This window comes from Streptosporangium minutum, assembly GCF_002149035.1.
Classification (GTDB): domain Bacteria; phylum Actinomycetota; class Actinomycetes; order Streptosporangiales; family Streptosporangiaceae; genus Streptosporangium; species Streptosporangium minutum.
Genome location: NZ_NGFP01000129.1, coordinates 1 through 26150, shown reverse-complemented (window position 1 = coordinate 26150; position 26150 = coordinate 1). Strand labels below are relative to the sequence as shown.

General features: G+C 70.9%; 23 protein-coding genes and 2 rRNA genes. All 25 read left to right on the top strand.

All coding sequences use genetic code 11. From position 1 onward, the window contains the following. A 23S ribosomal RNA gene (locus CA984_RS25680) occupies positions 1 to 292 on the top strand; the annotation flags it as partial. Between the two features lie 136 nt (positions 293 to 428). After that, a 5S ribosomal RNA gene (gene rrf / locus CA984_RS25675) occupies positions 429 to 545 on the top strand. A gap of 123 nt (positions 546 to 668) precedes the next feature. Beyond that, the gene (locus tag CA984_RS25670) at positions 669 to 1961 is read left to right on the top strand and encodes a bifunctional folylpolyglutamate synthase/dihydrofolate synthase (protein ID WP_086576108.1); all 1293 of its coding nucleotides are present in this window, start codon (positions 669 to 671) and stop codon (positions 1959 to 1961) included. 26 nt (positions 1962 to 1987) lie between these two features. Further along, complete coding sequence (locus tag CA984_RS25665; RefSeq protein ID WP_031165402.1) at positions 1988 to 2326, top strand: DUF4233 domain-containing protein; 339 nt, start codon at positions 1988 to 1990, stop codon at positions 2324 to 2326. Positions 2327 to 2370: 44 nt separating this feature from the next. After that, on the top strand, positions 2371 to 4086 hold the full coding sequence (locus tag CA984_RS25660) for a hypothetical protein (protein ID WP_086576107.1): 1716 nt from the start codon (positions 2371 to 2373) through the stop codon (positions 4084 to 4086). Positions 4087 to 4181: 95 nt separating this feature from the next. After that, positions 4182 to 4592, top strand: coding sequence for a nucleoside-diphosphate kinase (ndk, locus tag CA984_RS25655; protein ID WP_012893700.1), 411 nt, complete (start codon positions 4182 to 4184; stop codon positions 4590 to 4592). A 194-nt stretch (positions 4593 to 4786) separates the two neighbouring features. Next, positions 4787 to 5818, top strand: a complete 1032-nt coding sequence (locus tag CA984_RS25650) for a rod shape-determining protein (RefSeq protein WP_086576106.1) — start codon at positions 4787 to 4789, stop codon at positions 5816 to 5818. After that, complete coding sequence (gene mreC / locus CA984_RS25645) at positions 5818 to 6753, top strand: rod shape-determining protein MreC (RefSeq protein ID WP_086576105.1); 936 nt, start codon at positions 5818 to 5820, stop codon at positions 6751 to 6753. The genes CA984_RS25650 and mreC overlap by 1 nt, the downstream gene beginning before the upstream one ends. Positions 6754 to 6755: 2 nt before the next feature. Continuing rightward, entirely contained in the window at positions 6756 to 7286 is a 531-nt protein-coding gene (gene mreD, locus CA984_RS25640) for a rod shape-determining protein MreD (protein WP_086576104.1), read from the top strand. Positions 7287 to 7353: 67 nt separating this feature from the next. Further along, positions 7354 to 9417: a penicillin-binding protein 2 gene (mrdA, locus tag CA984_RS25635; protein WP_086576103.1), complete on the top strand. Its 2064-nt coding sequence runs from the start codon at positions 7354 to 7356 to the stop codon at positions 9415 to 9417. A 55-nt stretch (positions 9418 to 9472) separates the two neighbouring features. Beyond that, positions 9473 to 10636 (top strand): rod shape-determining protein RodA, encoded by a 1164-nt coding sequence (gene rodA, locus CA984_RS25630; RefSeq protein WP_086576110.1) that lies wholly within the window; start codon positions 9473 to 9475, stop codon positions 10634 to 10636. A 114-nt stretch (positions 10637 to 10750) separates the two neighbouring features. Further along, a complete protein-coding gene (locus tag CA984_RS25625) occupies positions 10751 to 10975 on the top strand; it encodes a hypothetical protein (RefSeq protein ID WP_086576102.1) in 225 nt (74 codons plus the stop codon). Between the two features lie 103 nt (positions 10976 to 11078). Beyond that, the gene (locus CA984_RS46435) at positions 11079 to 12497 is read left to right on the top strand and encodes a hypothetical protein (protein ID WP_165781404.1); all 1419 of its coding nucleotides are present in this window, start codon (positions 11079 to 11081) and stop codon (positions 12495 to 12497) included. Continuing rightward, positions 12494 to 13390: an aminoglycoside phosphotransferase family protein gene (locus CA984_RS46430; RefSeq protein WP_165781403.1), complete on the top strand. Its 897-nt coding sequence runs from the start codon at positions 12494 to 12496 to the stop codon at positions 13388 to 13390. Before CA984_RS46435 ends, CA984_RS46430 begins: the two co-directional genes overlap by 4 nt. An 18-nt stretch (positions 13391 to 13408) precedes the next feature. Then, a complete protein-coding gene (locus CA984_RS25615) occupies positions 13409 to 15319 on the top strand; it encodes a TIGR03960 family B12-binding radical SAM protein (protein WP_086576101.1) in 1911 nt (636 codons plus the stop codon). A 103-nt stretch (positions 15320 to 15422) separates the two neighbouring features. Further along, the gene (locus CA984_RS25610; protein WP_086576100.1) at positions 15423 to 16202 is read left to right on the top strand and encodes a TIGR03936 family radical SAM-associated protein; all 780 of its coding nucleotides are present in this window, start codon (positions 15423 to 15425) and stop codon (positions 16200 to 16202) included. Positions 16203 to 16297: 95 nt separating this feature from the next. Beyond that, complete coding sequence (locus CA984_RS25605; protein WP_086576099.1) at positions 16298 to 19057, top strand: Rne/Rng family ribonuclease; 2760 nt, start codon at positions 16298 to 16300, stop codon at positions 19055 to 19057. Positions 19058 to 19275: 218 nt separating this feature from the next. Then, on the top strand, positions 19276 to 19578 hold the full coding sequence (gene rplU, locus CA984_RS25600; RefSeq protein ID WP_030924785.1) for a 50S ribosomal protein L21: 303 nt from the start codon (positions 19276 to 19278) through the stop codon (positions 19576 to 19578). A gap of 19 nt (positions 19579 to 19597) precedes the next feature. After that, on the top strand, positions 19598 to 19855 hold the full coding sequence (rpmA, locus tag CA984_RS25595) for a 50S ribosomal protein L27 (protein ID WP_012893687.1): 258 nt from the start codon (positions 19598 to 19600) through the stop codon (positions 19853 to 19855). Between the two features lie 105 nt (positions 19856 to 19960). Then, positions 19961 to 21313 carry a GTPase ObgE gene (obgE, locus tag CA984_RS25590; RefSeq protein ID WP_086576098.1) on the top strand — a complete coding sequence of 451 codons (1353 nt, stop codon included), beginning with the start codon at positions 19961 to 19963 and terminating at the stop codon, positions 21311 to 21313. 56 nt (positions 21314 to 21369) lie between these two features. After that, the gene (gene proB / locus CA984_RS25585; RefSeq protein ID WP_086576097.1) at positions 21370 to 22494 is read left to right on the top strand and encodes a glutamate 5-kinase; all 1125 of its coding nucleotides are present in this window, start codon (positions 21370 to 21372) and stop codon (positions 22492 to 22494) included. A gap of 17 nt (positions 22495 to 22511) precedes the next feature. After that, complete coding sequence (locus tag CA984_RS25580) at positions 22512 to 23801, top strand: glutamate-5-semialdehyde dehydrogenase (RefSeq protein WP_086576096.1); 1290 nt, start codon at positions 22512 to 22514, stop codon at positions 23799 to 23801. 301 nt (positions 23802 to 24102) lie between these two features. Next, positions 24103 to 24282 (top strand): hypothetical protein, encoded by a 180-nt coding sequence (locus CA984_RS25575; RefSeq protein WP_086576095.1) that lies wholly within the window; start codon positions 24103 to 24105, stop codon positions 24280 to 24282. After that, positions 24279 to 25001, top strand: a complete 723-nt coding sequence (locus tag CA984_RS48820; RefSeq protein ID WP_108724620.1) for a DoxX family protein — start codon at positions 24279 to 24281, stop codon at positions 24999 to 25001. Before CA984_RS25575 ends, CA984_RS48820 begins: the two co-directional genes overlap by 4 nt. Positions 25002 to 25153: 152 nt before the next feature. Continuing rightward, a partial coding sequence (locus CA984_RS25565) for a serine/threonine-protein kinase (RefSeq protein ID WP_242676159.1) occupies positions 25154 to 26150 on the top strand: 997 nt, incomplete at its 3' end.

Below are 26150 nucleotides of genomic sequence, written 5' to 3'. Positions count from 1 at the left end.
GTCCCTATCCGCTGCGCGCGCAGGAGACTTGAAAGGAGCTGTCCCTAGTACGAGAGGACCGGGACGGACGAACCTCTGGTGTGCCAGTTGTTCCGCCAGGAGCACGGCTGGTTGGCTACGTTCGGAAGGGATAACCGCTGAAAGCATCTAAGCGGGAAGCTCGCCTTGAGATGAGGTCTCCCACCACGTGAGTGGGTAAGGCCCCCAATAGACGATTGGGTTGATAGGCCGGAGGTGGAAGCACAGTAATGTGTGGAGCTGACCGGTACTAATAGGCCGAGGACTTGACCACAAAGCATAAGCTTGGTTTCTGCAGCGCTCTGTCCCTTCGCCGGGTCCGGAGCAGCGCGAAACCAAGGTTCTTGCCCGCGTCCACTATGCGATTCTGAAACAGCAAGCACCGTGTGTGTTTGACAGTTTCACAGTGTTACGGCGGTTATGGCGAAGGGGAAACACCCGGTTACATTCCGAACCCGGAAGTTAAGCTCTTCAGCGCCGATGGTACTGCACCGGGGACGGTGTGGGAGAGTAGGTCGCCGCCGGACAATCTTTCACAGGAGAAGGCCACCCTTCGGGGTGGCCTTTTCTGTTTTCCGGGCCAGTGAGGGGTCCGGCCGCGATGTCAGTAGGCTTGAGGCGTGGACTATCGAGCGGTTGAACTGGCAATCATGGAACGCGGCGTCGAGTGGAACTTCGAGCCCACCCTCGACAGGATCGCCGCGCTCATGGACGTGCTCGGTTCCCCGCAGCACTCATACCCCGTCGTGCACGTCGCCGGGACCAACGGCAAGTCGAGCACGACCCGCATGATCGAGACCATCCTGCGCGAGCGGAACCTGCGGGTGGGCCGTTTCACCAGCCCGCATCTGATCTCCATGCGTGAGCGGATCTCCGTGGACGGCGCCCCGCTGAGCGAGGAACGCTTCGTCGAGGTCTACGAGGACATCGCGCCCTACCTCCAGATGATCGACGCCCAGGGCCGTCGCCTGTCCTTCTTCGAGACCCTGACCGCGATGGCCTTCGCGGCCTTCGCCGACGCCCCCGTCGACGTCGCGGTGATCGAGACCGGCATGGGCGGCAGTTTCGACGCCACCAACGTCGCCGACGGCGCCGTGGCCGTCATCACCCCCATCTCCCTTGACCACGTCGACTATCTCGGCCCCGACATCGCGACGATCGCGGGGGAGAAGGCCGGCATCATCAAGCCCGGGGCGACGGCCGTGCTCGCCCAGCAGGAGCTTCCCGCGGCCGAGGTGCTGATGCGCAGGGCCGCCGAGATGGGCGCCACCGTGGCACGTGAGGGGCTGGAGTTCGGCGTGCTCGGCAGGGAGCTGGCGATCGGCGGGCAGCTGCTCCGGCTCCAGAGCCTCAAGGGGACCTACGATGAGGTCCTGCTCCCTCTCTACGGCGCCCATCAGGCGAGCAACGCCGCCTGCGCGCTGGCCGCGGTCGAGGCGCTGACCGTCGGGGACGACCCCCTCGACCCCGAGCTGGTACGGCAGGCGTTCCTGCAGGTGACCTCGCCGGGCAGGCTCGAGGTCGTACGGCGGGGCCCCACGGTGCTGGTGGACGCCGCGCACAACCCGGGCGGGATCCAGGCGACCCTGGAGGCCGTCCAGGAGTCGTTCGACTTCGCCAAGCTCATCGCCGTGGTGGCGGTGTTCGAGGACAAGGACGTCCAGGGCATCCTGGAACTCCTGGAGCCGATGGTGGACGAGATCGTGGTGACCCGGAACTCCTCGCCCAGGTCCATGGACGTGGACGATCTCGCCGCGCTCGCCGAGGAGATCTTCGGGCTGGACCGGGTCCACCAGGTCGAGCGGCTGGACAGCGCCATCGACCGGGCGATCGGGATGGTCGACGCCCTGGGAGAGTTCAGCGGGGCCGGAGTGCTGATCACCGGGTCCGTGGTCACCGCCGGTGACGCGCGGCTTCTTCTCAAGGCGGGAGAGGCCACGTGAGCGGGGCGACGGCGGGAAGGCGAGAGATGATCACAGTCACTCCGGGCATGCGACGGCTCTGTGCCAGCGTGCTGGGCATGGAGGCGATCGTCATCGGGCTGTTCACGCCCGTGGCGATCAACACCCAGAACATCGAGCCGACCGTCGCGGTGACCGTCGGGATCGGTCTGGCGGTCCTGTGTGTCCTGGTCGCAGGCATGTTGAAGCGGCCCTTCGCGTACATCATGGGAAGCGTGATCCAGGTGCTCGCCATCGCCGCGGGCTTCCTGGTCCCGACCATGTTCCTCCTGGGAGCGATCTTCGCCGCGCTGTGGATCACGGCGATATTCGTCGCTCGCCGTGTCGAGGGCGTGACTTCCCGCTAAAGTCGGCCAACATGGCCGTCCCTCCCACTCAACCGACTCGGGCGGTGACCGCCGGGCCCAAGGGCGTGGCGCGCCCGCTCGGCGTCTCCGCAGTGCTCGACGTCGTCCTCGGACTGCTCGTCGCGGTGGTTCTTCCGCTGGCGATCGTCGCCATCCCCAACACCGTCTCGGTGGTGGCCGCCCTGCTCCCGCCCGAGATCTCGCAGATAGCGATGGTGCGGGCGCACGGGCTGGCGCTGCCCGCGATGGTGCTGACCGTGCCGCTGGCCGCCGTCGCCGTGCGCCGGGTGCGGGCGGCTCCGCTCCTGGTGGCCGGCCTGACCCTGCTCGCGGTGGCGGACGCGGCCGGGGGTTACGCGGACTCCACTCTGCTGGTGGGGGTCCTGCGGGTCCTGCACGGGATCGGCGCCGGCCTGCTGGTGCCCGCGACCCTGGCGGCGGTCCGGGAGCGGTCGCCGCTCCTGCGGGCGGTGTGGGGAGGCATGCTCGCGGTGAGCCTCCTGGCCGCGCAGGCACTCGCCCTGTGGCCCCTTGACCAGGTGAGGTCCTGGAGGGTCACGCTACAGCCGTACCCGATGCTCACGGGCGTCGCGCTCGCGCTGGCGGCCGTCTATCTGGTGCTCTGGATGAAGAGGGGGGAGAGCGCCCCGGCCGGCGGTGGGACGGACGCCGCCGAGCGCGGACGCCTGCCGGTGGCGGTGGTGCCCGCCGCGGGCATCGCCGCCCTGGCGCTGGGCAGCACCTTCGACTGGCCGCCGGATCTGCTGGTCGGCGCGGCGCTGCTGTCCATCCTCGTGCTGTTCGGGCTCGCCTCCCTGCGAACCCTGGGCGGCGCCGGCGGCCGGGTGCCCGCTTACACGATGCTGGCGGTGGGCGTCGTCGTCCTGCCCACCGCAGCCCAGGTCACCTATGTGGAGCTGGGCGGGCTGGGGGGGCCGGGCCTGTCCGGGCTCTGGCCAGCCTTCGTGATCGCCGGGGTCGCGGGCGTCGTCGCCGCGGCACTGGTGAGCCGGCTGGGCGACGGCGCCGTGTCCCTCGCCGGCGCGGGCGGCCTGGTGCTCGTGGTGGCCGGGCTGTGCGCGGTCCGGTTGCTCCTTCCCTCCCCCGGCGGCCCCGCGCCGATCATCCCGCTGGTGCTGCTCGGGGTCGGCGCCGCCGTGGCACTCACCTCCGCGCTGCGCTCGTCCGGCCTTGGCGCGGCGCTCTTCGCACTGTCGCTCTTCTTCCCCGCGGTGCTCTCCGGCTTCCTGCTGGGCAGCGGGGTCCAGTTCATGAGCCTGAAGGACGCCGCGACCTCACAGGCACTGGTCGACGGGTTCGTCGGCGCCCTCCATCTGTGGGCTCTGATCGCCGGCGGCCTGGTGGTCGTGGTGATCGTGCTCTGCTCCGTCCTGGCACGCCGTTCCCCGGCGCCTGCATCCGTCACGGCGGACACCGCGGCTGAGGACCCCCTGCCTCCAGGCGGGCAGTCACCCGCCGAGGGACTGTCCGCCGGGCGCGTCACCGGACCGGTGATGGTCCCCGGACCCGCCCCCGAGCTGGAGCCGCTGACCGGGCCGCGGCCCTCCTGGCCGGATCCCGCGGTGCGGGCGGAGCCGGAGGCCCGGGGGGAAGGCGACAGACCCGGCCGGGACGGAACCGAGCCGGGCGCCGAGCCGCGGCCGGAACCGCGGCCCGACAAGACCGGCACACTGCCGGTGGTGCCGCCGCCCACACCGTCTCCAGAGGACGCGCCGGGAGACGGGCCTGCCCGCACGTGACGTCGCCGAACACTGGGAAACGGGCCAAGGGCGGTAAACTTCGCGCGTTCATCGCAGTCCGCGAGTCAATCCTTCCTGTTCAAAGGAGAACTTCAGTGTCCGAGCGCACTCTTGTCCTGATCAAGCCCGACGGTGTCGCGCGCGGTCTCATCGGCGACGTGATCGCCCGGGTCGAGCGCAAGGGCCTGAAGGTCGTGGCGCTGGAGCTGCGCACCCTGGACGTCGACACCGCCAAGGCGCACTACGCGGAGCACTCCGAGCGGCCCTTCTTCGGCGAGCTGGTCGAGTTCATCACCTCCGGCCCGCTGGTCGCCCTGGTGCTTGAGGGCCCCCGGGCCATCGAGGCCTTCCGTGCCCTCGCCGGCCTGACCGACCCGGTCAAGTCCGCCCCCGGCACCATCCGTGGCGACCACGCCCTGGAGATCGGTGAGAACGTGGTCCACGGCTCCGACTCGCCCGAGTCCGCCGCCCGCGAGATCAAGATCTTCTTCCCGGACCGCTTCTAGGCATTCTCCACGTCCGGTGCCGTCGAGCCTCGTCATCCCCCTGGGGTTGACGAGGCTCGACGTATTTGACGCGTCTTAAGATTTTCCTGGAACTGGCGGGCCCATTGCGCTCTGGGGTGGGTACGTCACGTTACGATTCGAGTGCGTTCTGTAGTTTTCGCCGACGATCCCACGGGAGGAGGGCCGCCTTCCCCATGAGCAGCAAGCTTTCTTTTCTCGGCCGCGACATGGCAGTCGACCTCGGCACCGCCAACACACTCGTCTACGTCCGGGGACGCGGCATCGTGCTCAACGAACCCTCCGTCGTCGCGATCAACACGACCACAGGGAAGATCGTCGCCATCGGCATCGAGGCCAAGCGCATGATCGGCCGGACCCCTGGCAACATCGTGGCGATCAGGCCGCTCAAGGACGGCGTCATCGCCGACTTCGACGTCACCGAGCGTATGCTCCGCTACTTCATCCAGCGGGTGCACAAGCGCCGCCATTTCGCCAAGCCTCGCATCATCATCGCGGTGCCGAGCGGGATCACCGGAGTCGAGCAGCGGGCGGTCAAGGAGGCCGGCTACCAGGCGGGAGCGCGTCAGGTCTACATCATCGAGGAGCCGATGGCGGCCGCGATCGGCGCCGGGCTCCCCGTGCACGAGCCGACCGGCAACATGGTGGTCGACGTCGGCGGCGGGACCACCGAGGTGGCGATCATCTCGATGGGCGGTGTGGTGACCAGCCAGTCGATCCGGGTGGGCGGCGACGAGCTGGACCAGGCGATCATCAGCTTCGGGAAGAAGGAATATTCGCTCATGCTCGGCGAGCGGACCGCCGAGGAGATCAAGATGGCGATCGGTTCCGCGTGCGTGCTCCCCGAGGAGGGACATGCCGAGATCCGAGGTCGCGACCTGGTCAGCGGTCTGCCCAAGACGATCATCGTGTCGGCCCATGAGATCCGCAAGGCCACCGAGGAGCCGGTGAACGCGATCGTGGACGCCGTCAAGACCACCCTGGACAAGTGCCCGCCGGAACTCTCCGGCGATCTGATGGACCGGGGGATCGCGCTGACCGGCGGCGGCGCGCTCCTCAAGGGCCTGGACGAGCGGCTCAAGGACGAGACGGGCATGCCGATCCACCTGGTGGACAACGCCCTCGACTCCGTCGCGCTCGGCTCGGGCAAGTGCGTCGAGGACTTCGACGCCTTGCAGCAGGTCCTGGTCCCGGAGCCGCGGCACTGATGAAAGACACGCGCCGGGCACGGATGAGCCTAGGACTGCTGCTGGCCGCGGCGCTGGTGGTCATGACCGTGGACCACCGGGCAGGGGACGAGTCTCCCTTCGGCCCTCTCCGCGGGGTAGGCACGACTCTGTTCGGCACCGCCGAGAACGCGGGGGCCGACGTCATCCGTCCGGTCGGCCAGTTCTTCGAGACGATGGTGGGCGCGCCCGACGCGCAGCGTCGCATCGACGCGCTGAGCGCGGAGAACCAGCGGCTCAGGCGCGACCTGGTGGCCCAGAGCCTGGACCGGCGGCACTCCGCCGAGCTGCGCCGGCTGCTGGGGGTCGCCGGGACCGCCGGATACAGGATCGTTCCCGCTCAGGTGATCGCCCGGCGCGGCACGCCCGGGTTCGAGGAGGCCGTGGAACTCGACGTGGGCAGTGCCGACGGGGTGCGCTCGGAGATGACCGTGCTGAACGGCGACGGCCTGGTGGGCCGGGTCGTCCAGGTGGGGACGTCCACCTCGACCGTGGTGCTGCTCAGCGATCCCGCATCGGCGGCCGGGGCGCGGCTGGAGGGGAGCAACGAGATCGGGGTGGTGCACGGGGTCGGGGAGAACGGCCGCCTGGTCCGTTTCCGGCTGCTCGACTCGACCGCGCAGATCGTTCCGGGTCGCCGGATCGTGAGCTTCGGCTCCCAGCGTGGCGTGCCGTACGTGGCGGGGGTGCCGATCGGGGTGGTGGAGCGGGTGGAGGCCACGCCGGGGGAGCTGACCCGGATCGCCTACGCGCGGCCGTACGCCGACCTCACCGCGCTGGACGTGGTCGGCGTGGTGGTGCAGTCGCCGCGGCGCGACCCGCGTGACGCGGTGCGGCCCGCCGCGCCGCGCAAGCCCGGTCCTTCGCCGAAGCCCGAAGCGTTGCGCGGGCCCGGCGCGGAGCGGAAGGGGATCTGACGGTGGGCGGTCGTGACGTGCTCTCGGTGGGTGTGTTCCTGCTGGTCATGGTCTTCCAGGTGACGGTCGTGAACCGGCTGCCGCTGCCGGGGGCGGGTGCGCCCGACCTGGTGCTGCTCGCCGTGGTGGGCTACGCGCTGGTCCGCGGGGCCGCCGCCGGCGCGGTCGCGGGTTTCTGTGCCGGGCTGGCCAGCGACGTGCTGCCGCCCGCCGCGCACGTGCTCGGGCAGCACGCGCTGGTGCTGTGCCTGATCGGGTTCATGGCCGGGCGGGTGGCGGAGAGCTGTCCGGACGCCGGGCAGCTCACGACACTGGCCTGTGCGGTCGCCGGTCCGCTGGTCGCCGTGGGGGTCGGCGCGCTGCTCGGCGACGATCGGATCAGCCGGTCCATGCTCACGGCGGCGCTGCCCCAGGCGGTCCTGTACAACCTGCTGGCCGCGCCGCCGGTGGTGTGGGCGGTGACGAGAGTCGTCCGGGGGCCCCGGGTGCGGACCATCCAACCGGCGGGGTATCTGGCGCGGGGGCGGACATGAGCCGGCGGCCCGCCGGACACGGGATCCACGGATCACGTCCGGGCGCGCCGTCAGGCGAGGAGCGGACATGATCCGGATGCGGGGCCGGCTGGTCGTGTTGCAGGTGCTGGTGGTGTCGTTGCTGGCGCTGCTCGCCGTACGGCTCTGGCAGGTGCAGGTGGTGCGCGGCGACGAGTTCGTGGTGGCCGCGACCCAGACGCGCACCCGCGACGTGGTCGTGCCCGCGGTGCGCGGGCAGATCCTCGACGCGGCGGGACGGCCGCTGGTGCGCAACCGGACCAGGCTCGTGGTCTCGGTGGACCGGACGAGCCTGAACCGGATGGAGGGCAACGGCAGAGGGGTGCTCCAGCGGCTGGCCACGGTGCTGGACCGCCGGCCCGCGGACCTGCGCGAGCGCATCAGGGCGTGCGGTCCCGGGGTCCCCCGGCCCTGCTGGCCCGGCTCGCCGTACCAGCCGATTCCGATCGACGACAACGTCACCACCCGTGAGGCCCTGCAGATCCTGGAGCGGCAGGAGGAGTTTCCCGGGGTCACCGCCGAGGTGCAGGCGGTGCGGGAGTATCCGGGCAGCAGCGCGGGCGCGCAGGCGCTCGGTTACCTGCAGCCGATCACCCAGGCCGAGATGGACAGGCGCGCCGGGTCCAAGGCGGTCTTCTCCGGGGTGGACCTGGTGGGCCGTGACGGTCTGGAGTCGGTGTACGACAGCGCGCTGCGCGGGGTGCCCGGGATCCGGCGGATGCAGGTGGACCGGCTCGGCAAGGTGATCGGGGTGGAGCGGCAGGTGCCGCCGACGCCCGGGGACACGCTCATCACCAGCATCGACGCCAAGGTGCAGGCCGTGACGGAGAAGGCCTTGGCCGAGGCGATGAAGTCCGCCCCCACGGCCGACGGCGCGGCGGCGGTGGTGCTCGACGCGCGGACCAGCCGGGTGATCGCGCTGGCCAGCGCGCCGACCTACAACCCGGCGATCTGGACCGGCGGCATCTCCGAGGTGGCGTACCAGCGTCTGCTCTCCGGCAAGACCGGCAAGCCGCTGGTGTCGCGGGCCATCAAGGGGGAGTTCGCGCCGGGCTCGACGTTCAAGGTGTCGTCGGTGGCGGCGATGCTCAAAGACGGCTATCCGCTGAACGGCCAGTACGACTGCCCGGGCTCCTTCATGGTGGGCAGCAGGCCGTTCAACAACTTCCGGGGGATCGGGCTCGGCACGCTCACCCTGCACACGGCGCTGGTGAAGTCCTGCGACACGATCTTCTACAAGGCCGCCTACGAGCAGTGGCTGCGCGACGGCGGGCTGAAGCCGAAGGCGAAGACCAAGGAGCCGATGGCGAACATGGCGCGCGCCTTCGGGTTCGGCCGTCCCACGGGCGTCGACCTGCCGGGCGAGTCGGCCGGGCGGATCCCCGACCGGCACTGGAAGAAGGACCTGTGGTCGGCGACCAAGGCCGACAACTGCAAACGTGCCAAGACCGGCTATCCGGAAGTGGCCAAGAGCGATCCCAGCCGGGCCGCCTTCCTCAAGCGGCTGGCGTACGAGAACTGCCTGGAGGGTTACCAGTGGCGGCCGGGTGACGCGGCGAACTTCTCCATCGGCCAGGGCGACGTCCTGGTGACCCCGTTGCAGCTCGCGGCGGCCTACGCGGCGCTGGTCGGCGACGGCAGGCTGCGCAGCCCCCGGCTCGGCTGGGCGCTGGTGCGGCCGGACGGCACCATGGTCAAGGAGATCAAGACGCCGGTGGTGCGCAAGCTGCCGATCTCCGCCAAGGAACGGGCCTACATCAAGGGGGCGCTGAGCGAGGTCGCCTCCGACGGCACGGCCGCCGGGGCCTTCGTGGGGTTCCCCATGGACAAGGTGAAGATCGGCGGCAAGACCGGCACCGCGGAGGTCTACGGCAAGGCGGACACCTCCTGGTTCGCCTCGTTCGCGCCCACCGACAAGCCCCGGTTCGTGGTCGTCGTCATGGTCTCCCAGGGGGGGATGGGCGCCCAGACCGCGGCTCCGGCCGCCCGGAAGATCTATGAGGGCATCTACGGCTTCACGCCCACCGGGGGCAAGGCCCCGGCGGCGCTGCCGGCTCACCGCCCCGCCTCCGAGCCGCCGATGATCAAACGGGACGGCACGGTGGCTCGATGATCCGCATGACGACGGCGTGGGGCAGCCGCCTGTCCGGCGCGGCGGCGGTGGCGCGGTGACCCGCGCGACGGCCTCGCCACGGAGCGGGTCCTTCGCCCGCAGGGCGGCGACGGCGTCCTCGGCGGTGCACCGGATGGACGGGGTGCTGCTGGTCGCCGTCGCGGCGCTGGCGGTGATCGGCACCATGCTGGTCTGGTCGTCCACCAGGACCTGGGCGCCCGGGTCCACCGGCCTGGTCAAGAAGCACATCCTCAACCTCTGCATCGGGACCGTGCTGACCGGCGTGGCGGCGATGGTGGACCACCGGAGGCTGCGGGCCTACGCGCCCCTGGTGTACGGCCTGTCCCTGCTCGGGCTGTTCCTGGTGATCACGCCTCTCGGCTCCACCGTGAACGGAGCCCACTCGTGGATCATGGTGGGCGGGGGGTTCGCCTTCCAGCCGTCGGAGTTCGCCAAGCTCGGACTGGTGCTGATGCTCGCCATGCTGATGGCCCAGCCCGCCGCGGGCACCGACCGGCCGCGCGGCCTGGACGTCGGGATAGCGCTGGTGGTGGGCGCCTTCACCATGGGCCTGGTGATGCTCCAGCCCGACCTGGGCACCACGATGGTCCTCGGGGTGATCACGGCCGCCGCGCTCGTCGTCGCCGGGGTCCGCAAACGCTGGATCGGCGGCCTGGTCCTCCTCGTGGTCGGCGGGGCCGTGGCCGTGTGGTTCCTCGACGTGCTGGAGCCGTACCAGATCGCCCGGTTCACCGCCTTCCTCAACCCCGCCAGCGACCCGCGCGGCGTCGGCTACAACAGCACCCAGTCGCTGATCGCCATCGGGTCCGGGGAGCTGTTCGGCAAGGGGCTGTTCGACGGCGGCCAGACCACCGGGCGCTTCGTGCCCGAGCAGCACACCGACTTCATCTTCACCGTGGCGGGGGAGGAGTTCGGCTTCCTCGGCTCGGTCACGGTGGTGGCACTGCTCGGTGTGATCCTGCTGCGCGGGATGCGGATCGCGCGGCAGTGCGACGACCGGTTCGGCACGCTGACGGCCGGGGTGATCGTGTGCTGGCTGGCCTTCCAGTCGTTCGTCAACATCGGCATGACGATCGGGATCATGCCGATCACCGGCCTTCCCCTGCCGTTCGTCTCCTATGGCGGCACTGCGACCTTCGCCAATATGATCGCCATCGGATTGCTCCAGGCCATCCACATACGCGAACAGTCCTTCTAGGCCGGCCGACATGAGAGCCGCTCGCATGTCGGTGACGCCGGATTCTCACTGGCGTCTCGGGAGTCAAGCGAACATTCTGGGAACGACGACAGAACTCGCGATGACGGAGGGGTCGTGACATCGGAGCTCGCCGAGCGGCAACGTGCACTGGAACTGCTGCGTACCGCCTTCCCCGACTATCGGATCGTCTTCAGCAAGGGCCGCTGGGCCGCGGTGTCGGCGGGCAGCCCGCCGGCGGTCTGGTTCGCCGAGACCCCGGGCAGCCTGTGCGGGCAGCTCTTCCAGGCTCAGCTCCGCAACGGCGGGACGGTCGGGCCCTTCGGCGGTAGCGGTTCATGAGGGGCGCGCCCTCCCGGACCGGCGGCCGGCTCCCGGACGCGTCTCCGGCCGGCCGGAGCGCCGGTGTGGCGGCGGTCCCTCCGGAGAACGGCGGGGAGAGCCGATGACCCAGAGCACACGGGGCGGAGACCGCGCCGCGCTGGCCTGCGCGACGATCATCCGTAACCGGACGCTGGCCTCCCTGTCCGCTCCGCCGTCCGCGGCGGTCATCCAGCGGATGGTCGACGAGATCCATGCCTGCTGCCCGCAGCAGACCAGGTTCAAATGCCGCAGGCTCGCGCACGGATGGACCGTGGAAGAGGCCATCGAGCACTTCCACGCCCTGTGCGACAGGCAGGGCGTCAAGCGGCGCGGGCTGACCGAGCGCTCCTGGCGGGAGTGGGAGGCGGGGGCACGGCCCGATCGGGACTACACCGACCTGCTGTGCCGGCTGTACGAGACCGGGCCCGTGCAGCTCGGATTCGCCCACGACTACACCCCCGAAGACCTACGGTCCGCGCCTCCGGTCCTGGACATGATCACGGTGGCGGCCGACGAGGCGGGCGCGCACGCCGAGGAGGCCGAGGCGAGCGAGCTGGGCTCGGGCGCGCTGGAGCGGTTGCGCACCCAGGTGATCTGGGTCGGCAAACGCTATGTCACGGAGGCCCCGCTGCCGCTCTTCGTGGAGATGAGGGAACTGCAGGAACGGACCCGCAGGGCGCTGGACAAGCGCATCCATCCCGGCCAGGCCAGGGAGCTCTACTTCCTGACCGGCGCGCTGTGCGGGCTGATGGCCAACGTCAGCATGGACATGGACCGCCGGATCCCCGCCGACACCCTCGCCCGTGCCGCGTGGACCTACGGCAAGGTGGCGGGGCACGCGGCGCTGATGGGGTGGGCGCGAGGCATGCAGGCCTCGGTGGCGCTGTGGGACCGGCGCTACAGCGACGCGGCCGAATACGCGGAGGAGGGGCTGACCTCCGTAAACGTGGGTTCCGGCGCCACCCGGCTGCACATGCTGCGGGCCCGCTCGTACGCGCTGCTGGGCCGTGGCGGGGAAGCCGCGGAGGCGCTCCGCCGGGCGGCCGGCGTCCGGTCGGCCGGAGCCGACGAGCTGCACGACGAGATCGCCGGGGAGTTCGCGTTCCGCCCGGCCAAGGAGCACTACTACGCGGCTGTCACCCACCTGCACCTCGGGTCCTCGGCGGCGGCCATCGAGTCGGCGGGCGAGTCGCTGTCCCTGTACGCCTCCGGAGATCCGGAGAACCGCTCCTACGGCTGCGAGTCCATGGCCCGCGCCCACCTGGCGATCGCCCACCTCATGGAGGGCGACGCCACGGGAGCGGAGGGCGCCATGGCGCCGATCCTGGAGCTCCCGCCCGACCGGCGCATCGGCAGTCTGGGCACGACCCTCGACACGGGCCGCGCCCTGCTCTCCTCCAGACCCGGGGGAGCCCACATGGCCAGGCAGATCGAGGGGTTCCGCGCCGTGGGCCTGCCCCAGCACGCCCGGCAGGCGATCTCAGACAGGAGCGGACGATGACGATTGCCGCCGGAAGCCCGCTGCTCACCCGGGCGGCCGAGGCGCTCGGCCATGCCTGCCGGGAGACCGGGCTGGACAGCGCCGGGTTCACACTGCTGCGCGACTTCGCCAACACCGTCTACCACCTGCCCGCCGAGCAGGTGGTGGTACGGCTGGCGCAGGCGACCACGCCGGGCAGGTTCGACCGGCTGGTGACCTCGGTCCGGGTCACGCGCTGGCTGGCGGAGCAGGGGTTCCCCACCATCCGGCCGCTGGACGTCAGGCAGCCGGTCGTCGCGGAGGGATTCCTGGCGACCTTCTGGCACCACGAGGAGCACATCGGGCCGCCGCCCGATCCGGCGCAGCTGGGACCGCTGCTGCGCCGGCTGCACGCCCTGCCGCCCGTGCCGTTCGAGCTGCCGACCCACGACCCCTTCGGCGCGGTGCGCCGGGCGATCCTGGCCGGTCGCGCGCTCGGCGAGGACGACCGCGGCTGGCTGCTCGAACGCTGTGACAGGCTCGCCGAGACCTACTACGAGAGGCTGGAGTTCGCTCTGCCGTACGGGCTCGCCCACGGCGACGCCCACCGCGGGAACATGATCCGCACCCGTGACGGCTTCCTGCTGTGCGACTGGGACGGGGTGTGCGCCGGGCCGCGGGAGATCGATCTGATCCCGACCCTGCAGGGGATCCGGTTCGGGCTGACCGAGCGGCAGCGGTCCAATTTCAGCGAGGCCTACGGCTACGACGCGACGCGGTGGGAGGGCTATCCGGTGCTGCGGGACATGCGTGAGCTGCAGACCCTCACCGCCGTGCTGCGCAACGCCCACCGTGATCGCAGGGCCCACGACGAGCTGCGGCACCGGATCGACTCGCTGAGAGCGGGGGACGACCGCCTGTGGCACCCGTTCTAGGCGGATAGGCTTGACTGCATGTCTGTCGAGTCGTTGTTTCCCCGTCTGGAAGCGCTTCTGCCCAAGGTGCAGAAGCCGATCCAGTATGTCGGAGGTGAGCTCAACTCGACCGTCAAGGACTGGGACGAGACCACGGTGCGCTGGGCTCTGATGTACCCGGACGCCTACGAGGTGGGCCTGCCCAACCAGGGCGTGCAGATCCTCTACGAGATCCTCAACGAGATGCCCGAGACGCTGGCCGAGCGGACCTACGCGGTCTGGCCCGACCTTGAGGCGCTCATGCGCTCCGAGGGCGTTCCCCAGTTCACGGTCGACGCTCACCGGCCGGTGCGGGCGTTCGATGTGTTCGGGCTGTCGTTCTCGACGGAGCTCGGCTACACCAACATGCTCACCGCGCTGGACCTGGCCGGTATCCCGCTGGAGGCCGCGGACCGCGGTGACGACGATCCGATCGTCCTCGCGGGCGGTCACGCCGCCTTCAACCCCGAGCCGGTCGCCGACTTCCTCGACGCCGCGGTCCTGGGCGACGGGGAGCAGATCGCCATCGCGATCACCGAGGTCATCCGCGAGTGGAAGGCCGAGGGCTCGCCCGGCGGGCGCGACGAGCTGCTGATGCGGCTGGCCGAGTCCGGCGGGGTCTACGTGCCCAAGTTCTACGACGTCGCCTACCACGCCGACGGCCGGATCCAGCGCGTCGCGCCCAACCGGTCGGGCGTGCCGTGGCGGGTCCACAAGCACACCGTCATGGATCTGGACGAGTGGCCCTACCCGAAGAAGCCGCTGGTCCCGCTGGCCGAGACCGTGCACGAGCGGTTCAGCGTGGAGATCTTCCGCGGCTGCACCCGCGGCTGCCGGTTCTGCCAGGCCGGGATGATCACCAGGCCGGTCCGGGAGCGCTCGATCACCACGATCGGCGACATGGTCGAGGCGGGCGTCAAGGCGTCCGGGTTCAACGAGGTCGGCCTGCTGTCGCTCTCGTCGGCCGACCACTCCGAGATCGGCGAGGTCGCCAAGGGCCTGGCCGACCGCTACGAGGGCACCAACACCTCGCTGTCGCTGCCCTCGACCCGGGTCGACGCCTTCAACATCGACCTGGCCAACGAGTTCTCCCGCAACGGCCGCCGGTCGGGTCTGACGTTCGCCCCGGAGGGCGGCTCAGAGCGGATGCGCAAGGTGATCAACAAGATGGTCACCGAGGAAGACCTCATCCGGACCGTCACCACCGCCTACACCCAGGGCTGGCGGCAGGTGAAGCTCTACTTCATGTGCGGTCTGCCCACCGAGGAGGACGCCGACGTCCTCGGGATCGCCGACCTGGCCAAGAAGGTCATCAAGGCGGGCCGCGAGGCCACCGGGTCGCGTGACGTCCGCTGCACGGTCTCCATCGGCGGGTTCGTGCCCAAGCCGCACACCCCGTTCCAGTGGGCGGCCCAGGCCGACCACGAGACCGTGGACCGCAGGCTCAAGGCGTTGAAGGACGCCCTGCGCGGCGACAGGGACTACGGCCGGGCCATCGGCCTGCGCTATCACGACGGCAAGCCCTCGATCGTGGAGGGCATGCTCTCCAGGGGCGACCGCCGGGTGGGCAAGGTCATCCGTGCGGTGTGGGAGGGCGGCGGCCGGTTCGACGGCTGGAGCGAGCACTTCTCCTACCAGCGCTGGATGGAGGCGGCGGCCGAGACCGGCGTCGACGTCGACTGGTACACCACGCGCGAGCGCGAGGAGAACGAGGTCCTGCCCTGGGACCACCTCGACGCCGGCCTCGACCGCGAGTGGCTCTGGCAGGACTGGCAGGACGCCGTCAACGACGTCGAGGTCGAGGACTGCCGCTGGACGCCGTGCTACGACTGCGGCGTCTGCCCCACCATGGGCACCGAGATCCAGATCGGGCCCACGGGGAAGAAGCTGCTGCCGCTGACGGTTGTCTGAGATAGGCCGTGCGTGAGCACGGCCTATCCTGAACCGACGACCACGACTTGGGAAGGACGACACCACCCTGAAACCCGCTCCCGATGGGCCTCCGCCCGCGCCCGTGGCGCAGCGTCTGCGTGTTCGCTACGCCAAGCGCGGCCGCCTGCGTTTCACCAGCCACCGTGACATCTCCCGGGCCGTGGAACGCGCGGTCCGGCGCGCCGACGTGCCGGTGGCGTTCAGCGCGGGCTTCTCACCCCACCCCAGGATCTCCTACGTGGGCGCGGCCGCACCCACCGGAGTCGCCAGCGAGGCCGAATACCTCGAGATCGGCGTGACGCGAGAGTGTGATCCCGACCGGTTCCGTGCCGCGTTGGACACCTCCCTCCCACACGGTCTCGACGTGCTCGACGTCGTCGAGGCGGGCGCCGGAAGCCTGGCCGACCGGCTGGAGTGCTCGGCGTGGGAGATCCGGCTGCCGGAGGCCGACCCCGCCCTCGCCAGGGTGGCGGTCGAGCGGTTCGTCACCACCGAGCGAGTCGAAGTGGAGCGCCTCACCAAAAAGGGGCCGCGCCGCTTCGACGCGCGAGAGGCGGTGCTGAGCCTTGAGGTTATTGAGGGAACTGAGACAACAGCAGGTCAGGCGTCCAGTCAGCCATGTGTCATACTTCGCATGGTTGTACGGCACGCAACTCCTGCCGTTCGACCCGACGACGTTCTTACTGGATTGCGTCTTGTGGCTGACTTCGCGCCGCCGGTACCCCCCGAGGTGACCAGGCTGGCGCAGGGCCCGCTGGACGTGCGCACCGGTAAGCCCGCCGATCCGTTCGACCTGGACCGCGACAGTACGCGCGGCGGCGAAACGGAACCGGTGGGCCAGTACGTCGGCGGCGACCTATAGGACTTGGCGCCGGGCTCAGGCCCGGCGTACAGCGAGAGACGAGAGCTCCCGCGCGGCGCGGAGACGCGCCCGGGAGCTGACGGGAGAGCGCCCGCATGCTCGACAACGAGCCCGATGTCGGGGCCAATGGCCCTGGCGGGGACATGACGGAGAAGACAGAGCCGACGCGCCGTCGGCGAGCCGCCAGCCGGCCCGCCGGGCCGCCGCCGGAGGACCCGGAGCCCGCCCCGCAGGTGGTGGCGGCCGTGGAACAGCCCTCCGCGCCGGTGGCGACGGAGCCCGAGGCCACAGTGGTGACCGCGGAGCCCGAGGCGCCCGCGGTGACCGACGGACCCGAGCCCGAGACGGCTCAGGAGCCGGCGCCCAAGCGCGCCACCCGGCGCAAGGCGGCCACGACGGCCTCCACGACGCCCGCCCGGCGCAGCCGCGCCAAGAAGGCGGATCCCGAGCCGGTCGCCGAGGCCGCCCCCGAGGAGGCTCCCGCGCCGGTCGTGGAGACCGCTCCCGAGCCGGTGGCGGAGGAGGCCCCCGCGCCGGTCAAGCGCAGCCGTACCCGCAGGAAGGCCGTCCAGCAGGACGTGCCGGCCGAGCCGGAGCCGGTCGAGGCCGAGATCGCCGACATCAGCACGGCCGAGGCCGAGGAGGTCGCGGCGGCGCTGCTGCTCGCGATGCCCGCCGACGAGGCGCTGGACGACGAGCCCGCCGGTGAGGACGTCGTCGAGGAACGGCCGGGGCTGTTCGTCGACCCGTTCGGGCTGGCCGCCCAGGAGCGTGCCGAGGTCCCCTCGGTGACCTTCCAGGCTCCCGCCGCGGTGTTCCAGCCGCTGTTCCAGGCTCCCGACCCGCACCGGGCCGAGCAGCCCGCGGCCCGCACCGCCCCGGCGCAGCAGCAGCCCGCCCCGGTGCAGCAGCCCGAGCCGGAGCCCGCCGAGGTCGAGGCCGAGACCTCCGAGGAGCCCGAGGACGACGACGCCGAGGGTGACGACGAGGCCGGTGGCCGGCGCCGCCGCCGCCGCAGGGGCGGCCGCGGCCGGGGCAAGACCCGCGAGCTGGACGAGTCCGAGGACGACGACTCCGACCAGTCCGAGGACGCGACGGCGTCCGAGGCCGAGCAGGACGAGGACGAGGGCGGCAGCTCGCGGCGTCGCCGCCGCCGTCGCCGCAGGGGCACCGAGGAGGGCGGCGAGGTCCAGGACGACCCGCCGAACACCGTGGTGCGCATCCGCGCGCCCCGCGCCGGGCGCAGCACCTCGGTGGACGAGGTGCAGAGCGTGCGCGGTTCGACCCGCCTGGAGGCCAAGAAGCAGCGCCGCCGTGAGGGGCGCGAGCTCGGCCGGAGGCGTCCGCCGATCATCACCGAGTCGGAGTTCCTGGCCCGCCGGGAGTCCGTCGAGCGCGTGATGGTGGTCCGCCGTACCGGCGGCCGGACCCAGATCGCGGTGATGGAGGACGGCGTCCTCGTCGAGCACTACGTCAACCGCGAGGCGAGCCAGTCCTACGTGGGCAACGTCTACCTCGGCAAGGTGCAGAACGTCCTGCCGAGCATGGAGGCGGCGTTCGTCGACATCGGCAAGGGCCGCAACGCGGTGCTGTACGCCGGTGAGGTCAACTTCGACACCGCGGGGCTGGAGGGTCAGCCCAAGCGGATCGAGGTGGCGCTGAAGTCCGGCCAGTCGGTGCTGGTTCAGGTCACCAAGGACCCGATGGGGCACAAGGGCGCGCGGCTCACCTCGCAGATCAGCCTTCCCGGCCGTTACCTGGTCTACGTGCCCGACGGCTCGATGACCGGCATCAGCCGCAAGCTCCCCGACAAGGAGCGCACCCGCCTCAAGAGCATCCTGAAGAAGGTGATGCCGGAGAACGCCGGGGTCATCGTCCGCACGGCCGCCGAGGGCGCGTCGGAGGAGGAGCTCGGCCGTGACGTGGCCAGGCTTTCGGCCCAGTGGGAGAACATCCAGCGCAAGGCCAAGTCGGCCAGCGCGCCGGAGCTGCTGTCCTCCGAGCCGGACCTGACCGTCCGGGTGGTCCGCGACGTCTTCAACGAGGACTTCACCTCGCTGGTCGTGGCGGGCGACGACGTGTGGGAGACGGTTGACGAATACGTCCGCTACGTCGCACCGCACCTGGCCGACCGGCTCTCCCGGTGGGAGGACGGCGCCGACGTCTTCGCCGCCTACCGGATCGACGAGCAGATCGCCAAGGCCATGGAGCGCAAGGTCTGGCTGCCCAGCGGAGGCTCGCTGGTGATCGACCGGACCGAGGCCATGACCGTGGTCGACGTCAACACCGGCAAGTTCACCGGCCAGGGCGGCAACCTTGAGGAGACCGTCACCCGCAACAACCTGGAGGCGGCCGAGGAGATCGTCCGCCAGCTCAGGCTGCGGGACATCGGCGGCATCATCGTCATCGACTTCATCGACATGGTGCTGGAGAACAACCGGGACCTGGTGCTGCGGCGGCTGCTGGAGTGCCTGGCCCGCGACCGGACCAAGCACCAGGTCGCGGAGGTCACCTCCCTCGGTCTGGTGCAGATGACCCGCAAGCGGGTCGGCCAGGGCCTCCTGGAGGCCTTCTCCACCGTCTGCGAGTGCTGCAACGGCCGTGGTCTGCACGTCTCGACTGAGCCGGTCGAGAGCAAGCCCGAGCCGCGCGGGACCCAGGGCAAGATGGCCGTGGAGAAGGCCGTCGCGGACAAGCTCGGCAAGGACGCCGGCCACGCTGTCGCGGCCGGTGCGCAGTCCGGCCGTGATACGGTGACCGATGCGCTTGATGACGTCCCGGCAGAGGACGCTCAGGGCATACAGGCTTCCGGCCGGGGGCGGCGACGCTCCCGCAAGGCCAAGTCGGCCGATTAGGCCGGCAACCACGTAAGGCCATGTCGGCCGTCAGGCCGGCAACTCCGACGTTCCGCCCGGTTCGCTCAGGACACCGGTAATCCGGTACCCTGGTGAACCGGTGCGCTCATGGCGCGCCCTGTTCGCGCGCCTACCTGGTTCGTCGGTCAAATCAGTGACCATAGCCGGATGCGGGGCGCAGCATCCAGCGAGCAAGTAGTCAGAAGAAGGGTTCCGCGGTGTACGCGATCGTTCGTTGCGGCGGCAGGCAGCAGAAGGTCTCCGTCGGTGACGTCCTCGAGGTGGACAAGGTCGCCGGCGAGGTCGGTTCCACGGTTTCGCTGCCGACGGTGCTCGTCGTCAACGATGGCGACGTGACCACCGAGGCGGGCAAGTTCACGGTTGCCGCCGAGATTCTCGGTGAGACCAAGGGTCCGAAGATCCGGATCCTGAAGTACAAGAACAAGTCCGGCTACAAGAAGCGCCAGGGTCACCGCCAGCGTTACACGCAGGTGAAGATCACCGGCATCGACCAGGCCTGAGTTTCGGGAGTTTTGCGAGATGGCACACAAGAAGGGCGCGTCGTCCACTCGGAACGGGCGTGACTCCAACGCACAGCGGCTTGGCGTGAAGCGCTTCGGCGGCCAGCTGGTCAACGCCGGTGAGATCATCGTCCGCCAGCGTGGCACCCACTTCCACCCCGGCGACAACGTCGGCCGCGGTGGCGATGACACGCTGTTCGCGCTGGCCGCCGGCCACGTGCAGTTCGGTGTCAAGCGCGGTCGCCGCGCGGTGAGCATCGTCCCGGTCGCGGAGTAGATCCGCACCGACAGACGTCAACGGCAGGGGTGGATCGCATACAGCGGTCCACCCCTGTTGGTGTTGTAAGCGGGTATTCCCGCAGATGGGGGTAGGAGGGCAGACATGCCGGACTTTGTGGACCAGGTGGTCCTGCACATCAAGGCCGGTGACGGGGGACATGGCTGCGCCTCTGTGCATCGGGAGAAGTTCAAGCCGCTGGGCGGCCCCGACGGCGGCAACGGCGGCCGCGGCGGCGACGTGATCCTGGAGGTCGACCCCAACACCGCCACGCTGCTGGAGTACCACCGCCGTCCGCACCGCAAGGCCGACAACGGCAGGCAGGGCTCGGGCGCCAACCGTGACGGCGCCAACGGCGGCGACATCATCCTCGCGGTGCCCGACGGCACCGTGGTCAAGGACGCCGTCAGCGGTGAGGTCCTGATCGACCTGGTCGGCGCCGGCACCCGCTACGTACTCGCCGAAGGCGGCCACGGCGGGCTCGGCAACGCGGCCCTGGCCTCGGCCAAGCGCAAGGCCCCCGGCTTCGCGCTGCTCGGCGAGCCCGGCGACGAGCTCGACGTGATGCTGGAGATGAAGAGCGTCGCGGACGTGGCGCTGGTGGGCTTCCCGAGCGCGGGCAAGTCCTCTCTCATCGCCGCCCTCTCCGCGGCCCGGCCGAAGATCGCCGACTACCCGTTCACCACCCTGGTGCCCAACCTCGGCGTGGTGACCGCGGGCGACACCATCTTCACCGTCGCCGACGTGCCCGGCCTCATCCCGGGCGCGTCGGAGGGCAAGGGGCTGGGTCACGAGTTCCTGCGCCACGTCGAGCGGTGCAACACGCTCGTCCACGTGATCGACTGCGCCACCATGGAGCCCGGCCGCGACCCGATCAGCGACTACGAGGCCATCGAGGCCGAGCTGAAGGCGTACGGCAAGCTGGAGGACCGTCCCCGTCTGGCGGTGCTCAACAAGGCCGACGTGCCCGATGCGCGCGAGCTGGCCGAGATCGTCCGGCCGATGCTGGAGGAGCGGGGCCTGCGGGTCTTCTCGATCTCCGCGGCCACCCACCAGGGCCTCAAGGAGCTGACCTACGCCATGGGTGAGATGGTCGCCGCCGCCCGGGCCGCCGCGCCCGTGGTCGAGCCGACCCGCCTGGTCATCAAGCCCAAGCAGCTCGGCGACACCGGCTTCACCGTGCGCAGGGTGGACGACAACACCTTCCAGGTCACCGGGGTCAAGCCGGAGCGGTGGATCCGCCAGACCGACTTCACCAACGACGAGGCCGTCGGCTACCTGGCCGACCGGCTGGAGCGGCTCGGTGTCGAGGAGGAGCTCACCAAGGCCGGGGCCACGGCGGGGGCCGAGGTGATCATCGGGTCCATGGAGAACGGCTACATCTTCGACTGGCAGCCGACGCTCAACGCAGAGGCCGTACACCAGGGGCCGCGCGGCTCGGACAACCGGCTCGGATAACCTGCTCTCTCCTGCAAGCCCCTGCGAAATCCTGGCTCCCGCGAAAGGTGCGTGTCGTGGACTCTGTGCGCGATCGGATCCGTACGGCCTCACGCCTGGTCGTGAAGGTGGGTTCGTCCTCGCTCACCACCGCGCAGGGGATGATCGACGTCGACCGGGTGGACGCCCTGGTCGACGTGCTCGCCGCCCGGCGCGGGACCGGCACGCAGATCGTGCTGGTCTCCTCCGGCGCGATCGCGGCCGGACTCGGCCCGCTGGGCCTGTCCAGCCGGCCGCGTGACCTCGCCACCCAGCAGGCCGCCGCCTCGGTCGGCCAGGGGGTGCTGGTCGCCCGATACACCTCCTCCTTCGCCCGGTACGGCCTGCGCGTCGGCCAGGTGCTGCTGACCGCCGACGACATGATGCGCCGCTCGCACCACGTCAACGCCCAGCGCACACTGGGCCGGCTGCTGGAGCTGGGCATCGTCCCGGTGGTCAACGAGAACGACACCGTGGCCACCGACGAGATCCGCTTCGGTGACAACGACCGGCTCGCCGCCCTGGTGGCGCACCTGACCCGTGCCGACGCGCTGGTGCTCCTGTCCGACGTGGACGCCCTCTACGACGGCGATCCCCGCCGTCCCGGCGCCCGAAGGCTCGGCGACGTGCGCGGCCCGGAGGACCTGGTGGGGGTCGAGCTCGGCAAGGGCGGCGCGGTCGGCACCGGCGGGATGGTCACCAAGGTGCAGGCGGCCAGGATCGCCACCGGAGCCGGCGTGCCCGTGGTCCTGACCGCCGCCGCGCACGCCGCACAGGCCCTCGCGGGCGTCGACATCGGCACCTGCTTCCATCCGGACGGCCGCCACCCCGGCACCCGCCTGCTCTGGCTGGCCCACGCCACCACCGGCCGAGGCCGGCTCCACCTGGATCCGGGTGCGGTCGAGGCTGTGGTGGGCCGGCGCAAGTCGCTGCTGCCCGCCGGGGTCACCGCCGTGGAGGGGGAGTTCGCCGCCGGCGACCCGGTGGACCTGTGCGGGCCGCTGGGCCGGGTGGTCGCCCGGGGGCTGGTCAACTTCGACGCGGTGGAGATCCCCGGACTGCTCGGCCGTTCCACCCGCGAGCTGGCCACCAGCCTCGGTCCGGAATATGAACGCGAGCTGATCCACCGCGACGACATCGTCATACTGGAGTCCCACCACTAGTTCCATGGGAGCGCGAGATGTCCGAGGACTTCCTGAAGGTAGCCCTGGCGGCTAAAGAGGCCGCCGCCGAGCTGGCCCCGCTGCCGCGGGCGCCGAAGGACGCCGCGCTCCGCGTGATCGCCGACGCGCTGGTGTCCCGGGCCGCCGAGATCGTCGCGGCCAATGCGCTCGACGTGGAGAGGGCCCGGGAGGGCGGCCTCTCCGAATACATGATCGACCGGCTCCGGCTCGACGTGGCCCGTGTCGAGGCCGTCGCGGAGGCGGTCCGCCAGGTCGCCGACCTGCCCGACCCGGTGGGTGAGGTGATCCGGGGCAACACGCTGCCCAACGGGCTGGAGCTGCGTCAGCTCCGGGTGCCGCTCGGCGTGATCGGCATCATCTACGAGGGCCGTCCCAACGTGACCGTCGACGCCGCGGCGCTCTGCCTGAAGAGCGGCAACGCCACCCTGCTGCGCGGCTCCTCCAGCGCCTACGAGTCGAACACGGTCCTCGTCAGGATCATGCAGGACGCGCTGGCGGGCACCGAGGTCCCCGCGGGAGCCGTGCAACTGGTCCCCGGCCTGACCCGCGAGTCGGTCAAGGAGCTCATGCGGGCCCGCGGCCTGGTGGACGTGCTGATCCCGCGCGGCGGGGCCTCGCTGATCAACTCGGTGGTGGAGGAGTCGACGGTCCCGGTCATCGAGACCGGCGTGGGCAACTGCCACGTCTACATCGACGCCGAAGCCGACCAGGATCTGGCGATCGCGATCCTGGTCAACTCCAAGGCGCAGCGGCCCTCGGTGTGCAACGCCGCGGAGACGTTCCTGGTCCACGCGGCCGTGGCCGACGCCTTCGTGCCGCGCGCGCTGGCCGCGCTGGCCGCGGAGGGCGTGACGGTGCACGGCGACGACCGGATCGCGGCCTACGGCGACGTGGTGCCGGCCGGCGAGGAGGACTTCGGCGCCGAGTACCTCTCGCTCGACATCGCCGCCGCCGTGGTCGACTCGCTGGAGGAGGCGGTCGCGCACATCAGGAAGTACGGCTCGGGCCACACCGACGCGATCGTCACCCGCTCCGTCAGCGCGTCCCGCAGGTTCGTCGCGCTGGTCGACTCCGCGGCCGTGGCGGTCAACGCCTCGACCAGGTTCACCGACGGCGGCGAGTTCGGCTTCGGCGCGGAGATCGGCATCTCCACCCAGAAGCTGCACGCGCGCGGTCCCATGGGTCTGTCCGAGCTGACCTCCACCAAGTGGGTCTACACCGGCGAGGGGCATCTGCGCACCGGCGCGGGCACGGTCATCGCCTCGTGCGCGGCCGGCGACAGGTAGGAGACGGGCCGGAAGGTCACCCGGGTGCGGGGGCGTCTCCGACGCCCCCGCACCCCGCCCGCGGGCTGCGGGAAGGCATTCCCGTGCGAGACCACCGGGCCGGCGTCACGCTGGAGCCGCCGCCGGGGGGCCGTGATCCGATGGCGGTCCCGGTCCGAGGGCGGCTGCCGGGGCAGGGGACGTTGGTGAGGACGGTGCTCCGGTGTTTCGCCGACGACCTGGTCCAGCACCCCTCTCGTCACTGAATGTAGTGGCGTGTCGCTCCATGTAATCGCGACTGCTTGAGGTTTGACTGGACTTCATGGAAATCGTAGTCGCGTTCCTGTTTGTCGTCCTGGTGTTGTTCGGTCTTGACCGGATGATGCTGTGGCTGGAACGCCGGGGACATGTGAACTGGCGGCGCACCGGCCGCCGGAACCTGTCGGCCGAGCCCACGGCCGAGCTGGACAGCCTGCTGGTCGAGCGTGCGCACCAGCCATGAGACGGCTCCTGTACGATCTGGCCGCGCTGATCGCGCGGATCGTCCTCGGCGTGATCTTCATCGCCCACGGCTGGCAGAAGCTCAGCGACGGGGGCCTCGACGCCACGACCGCCGGGTTCACCTCGATGGGGGTCCCCATGGCCCGCGTGGCCGCGGCGTTCTCCATAGCCGTCGAGTTCGGTGGGGGAATCCTGCTCATCCTGGGCCTGCTGACCCCGCTCGTCGGTCTCCTGCTCGCCGTGGACATGCTCGGCGCGTTCATCTTCTCGCACATGCGCAAGGGCGTGTTCGTGTCGGAGGGCGGGTTCGAGCTGGTGGGGGCCCTGGGCTCGGCCGTGCTGCTGCTGGCCGCCGGGGGAGCGGGCCGGATCAGCCTGGACCACCTGATCTTCGGCCGCCGCAGGGATCGCCGCCGGGAGAGCGAGAACATCCCGGCGTACGTCCCGCCGATTGCGGCCGAGCCCCTGCGGCGGATCTCGCCGGCCACGGAGCAGCCGCAGCAACCACCGGCCCCGCCGGCCACCGAACAGCCACCGGCCCCGCCGGTCACGGAGCAGCCGCAGCCACCGCAGCAGCCACCGGCAGCGGCCCCGCCGGTGCCGCCCACGGGGGAGCGACCGCGGCCGCCGGCCCCGCAGGCCACGGAGCGGCCAGGACCGCCGGCCCCGCCGCCCGGCTCCCGTCCCGAGCCGCCGGGCACCGAGCCCCCGCCGCGCTGATCTTCCAGCGGGTACGGCGCGCCTCCGGACATTCGTCACACCTGCCCGCTATGGTGTTGTCTCCTATGGCTGGAGGGCAGGGAAGCGCGCGGAAGCGGGCGACCCGATAGGCACAGCGGTCTTGGACCCATGTGGCCGATGCAGGAGGTCACGTGGGTCGTCCCGGGCGCGTCGGCCCCTACACGCTGGCGGAACGCCTTGGCCGGGGTGGCATGGGCGAGGTCTACCGCGCCACCAACCGCCGGGGCGAGAGCGTCGCGCTCAAGATGCTCCACGAGATCGTCGAGGCCGACTCGGAGGCCCGAATACGACTCGAGCGCGAGGTCCGCGCTCTCCGCAGGGTCGAGAGCCCCTACGTCGCCCGTGTCGTCGACGCCGACCTCGCCTGTGAGCGGCCCTACCTGGTCATGGAGCACATCGAGGGAGAAACCCTCCTCGATCGGGTACGGCGCGGCGGCCCGCTCAAGGGGAGCAGCCTGGTCACCCTGGCCCAGGGCCTGGCAGCCGCACTGTCGATCATCCACGCGGCCGGGGTCGTCCACCGCGACCTCAAGCCCGCCAACGTGCTCGTCAACGCCGAGGACGAGCCCGTCCTGATCGACTTCGGCATCGCCCAGGTCCTGGACGCCACCCGGCTCACCCTGACCGGCACCTTCCTCGGCACCCCGAGCTACGCCGCCCCCGAGCTGTTCGTGGACGAGCCCGTGGGCGAGCCCGCCGACGTGCACGCCTGGGCGGCCACGGTGGCCTTCGCCGCGACCGGCCGCCCCACCTTCGGCCGGGGCACGGTCGAGTCACAGATGTACGCCATCCTCAACGGCCAGGCCGACCTCGCGGGCATCCCCGCGGCCCTGCTCCCCCTGATCCGCGCCGCTCTCCACCGCGAGGCGGCGAAACGCCCCACCGCGGCCCTCCTCGCCGCCCGTCTCGCCCGTCTCGCCCGCGCCACCTCCCCTGAGCGGGCGCCGTCGAGGGCGGCCAGGCAGGGCGGGGAGAAGACCGGTGCCGCCACGTCGAGGAAGCCGGAGCCGGATCCCCTGCAGGGTCGGGATCAGATCGATCTCCCGCGGCCCGGCGCACACCCCGTCCCAGTCGCACAGCAGGAAGCCGTCACGGGTGCGGATCATGTTCCCGCGGTGGGCGTCGCCG

Coding starts and splice junctions, on each gene's coding strand:
- CA984_RS25615 (WP_086576101.1), top strand. CDS start 13,409: ATGTCTGTCGAGTCGTTGTTTCCCCGTCTGGAAGCGCTTCTGCCCAAG.
- CA984_RS25575 (WP_086576095.1), top strand. CDS start 24,103: ATGGAAATCGTAGTCGCGTTCCTGTTTGTCGTCCTGGTGTTGTTCGGT.
- obgE (WP_086576098.1), top strand. CDS start 19,961: ATGCCGGACTTTGTGGACCAGGTGGTCCTGCACATCAAGGCCGGTGAC.
- CA984_RS25670 (WP_086576108.1), top strand. CDS start 669: ATGGAACGCGGCGTCGAGTGGAACTTCGAGCCCACCCTCGACAGGATC.
- mrdA (WP_086576103.1), top strand. CDS start 7,354: ATGATCCGGATGCGGGGCCGGCTGGTCGTGTTGCAGGTGCTGGTGGTG.
- CA984_RS25650 (WP_086576106.1), top strand. CDS start 4,787: ATGAGCAGCAAGCTTTCTTTTCTCGGCCGCGACATGGCAGTCGACCTC.
- CA984_RS25580 (WP_086576096.1), top strand. CDS start 22,512: ATGTCCGAGGACTTCCTGAAGGTAGCCCTGGCGGCTAAAGAGGCCGCC.
- CA984_RS48820 (WP_108724620.1), top strand. CDS start 24,279: ATGAGACGGCTCCTGTACGATCTGGCCGCGCTGATCGCGCGGATCGTC.
- CA984_RS46430 (WP_165781403.1), top strand. CDS start 12,494: ATGACGATTGCCGCCGGAAGCCCGCTGCTCACCCGGGCGGCCGAGGCG.
- CA984_RS46435 (WP_165781404.1), top strand. CDS start 11,079: ATGACCCAGAGCACACGGGGCGGAGACCGCGCCGCGCTGGCCTGCGCG.
- mreC (WP_086576105.1), top strand. CDS start 5,818: ATGAAAGACACGCGCCGGGCACGGATGAGCCTAGGACTGCTGCTGGCC.
- rpmA (WP_012893687.1), top strand. CDS start 19,598: ATGGCACACAAGAAGGGCGCGTCGTCCACTCGGAACGGGCGTGACTCC.
- CA984_RS25665 (WP_031165402.1), top strand. CDS start 1,988: ATGATCACAGTCACTCCGGGCATGCGACGGCTCTGTGCCAGCGTGCTG.
- CA984_RS25605 (WP_086576099.1), top strand. CDS start 16,298: ATGCTCGACAACGAGCCCGATGTCGGGGCCAATGGCCCTGGCGGGGAC.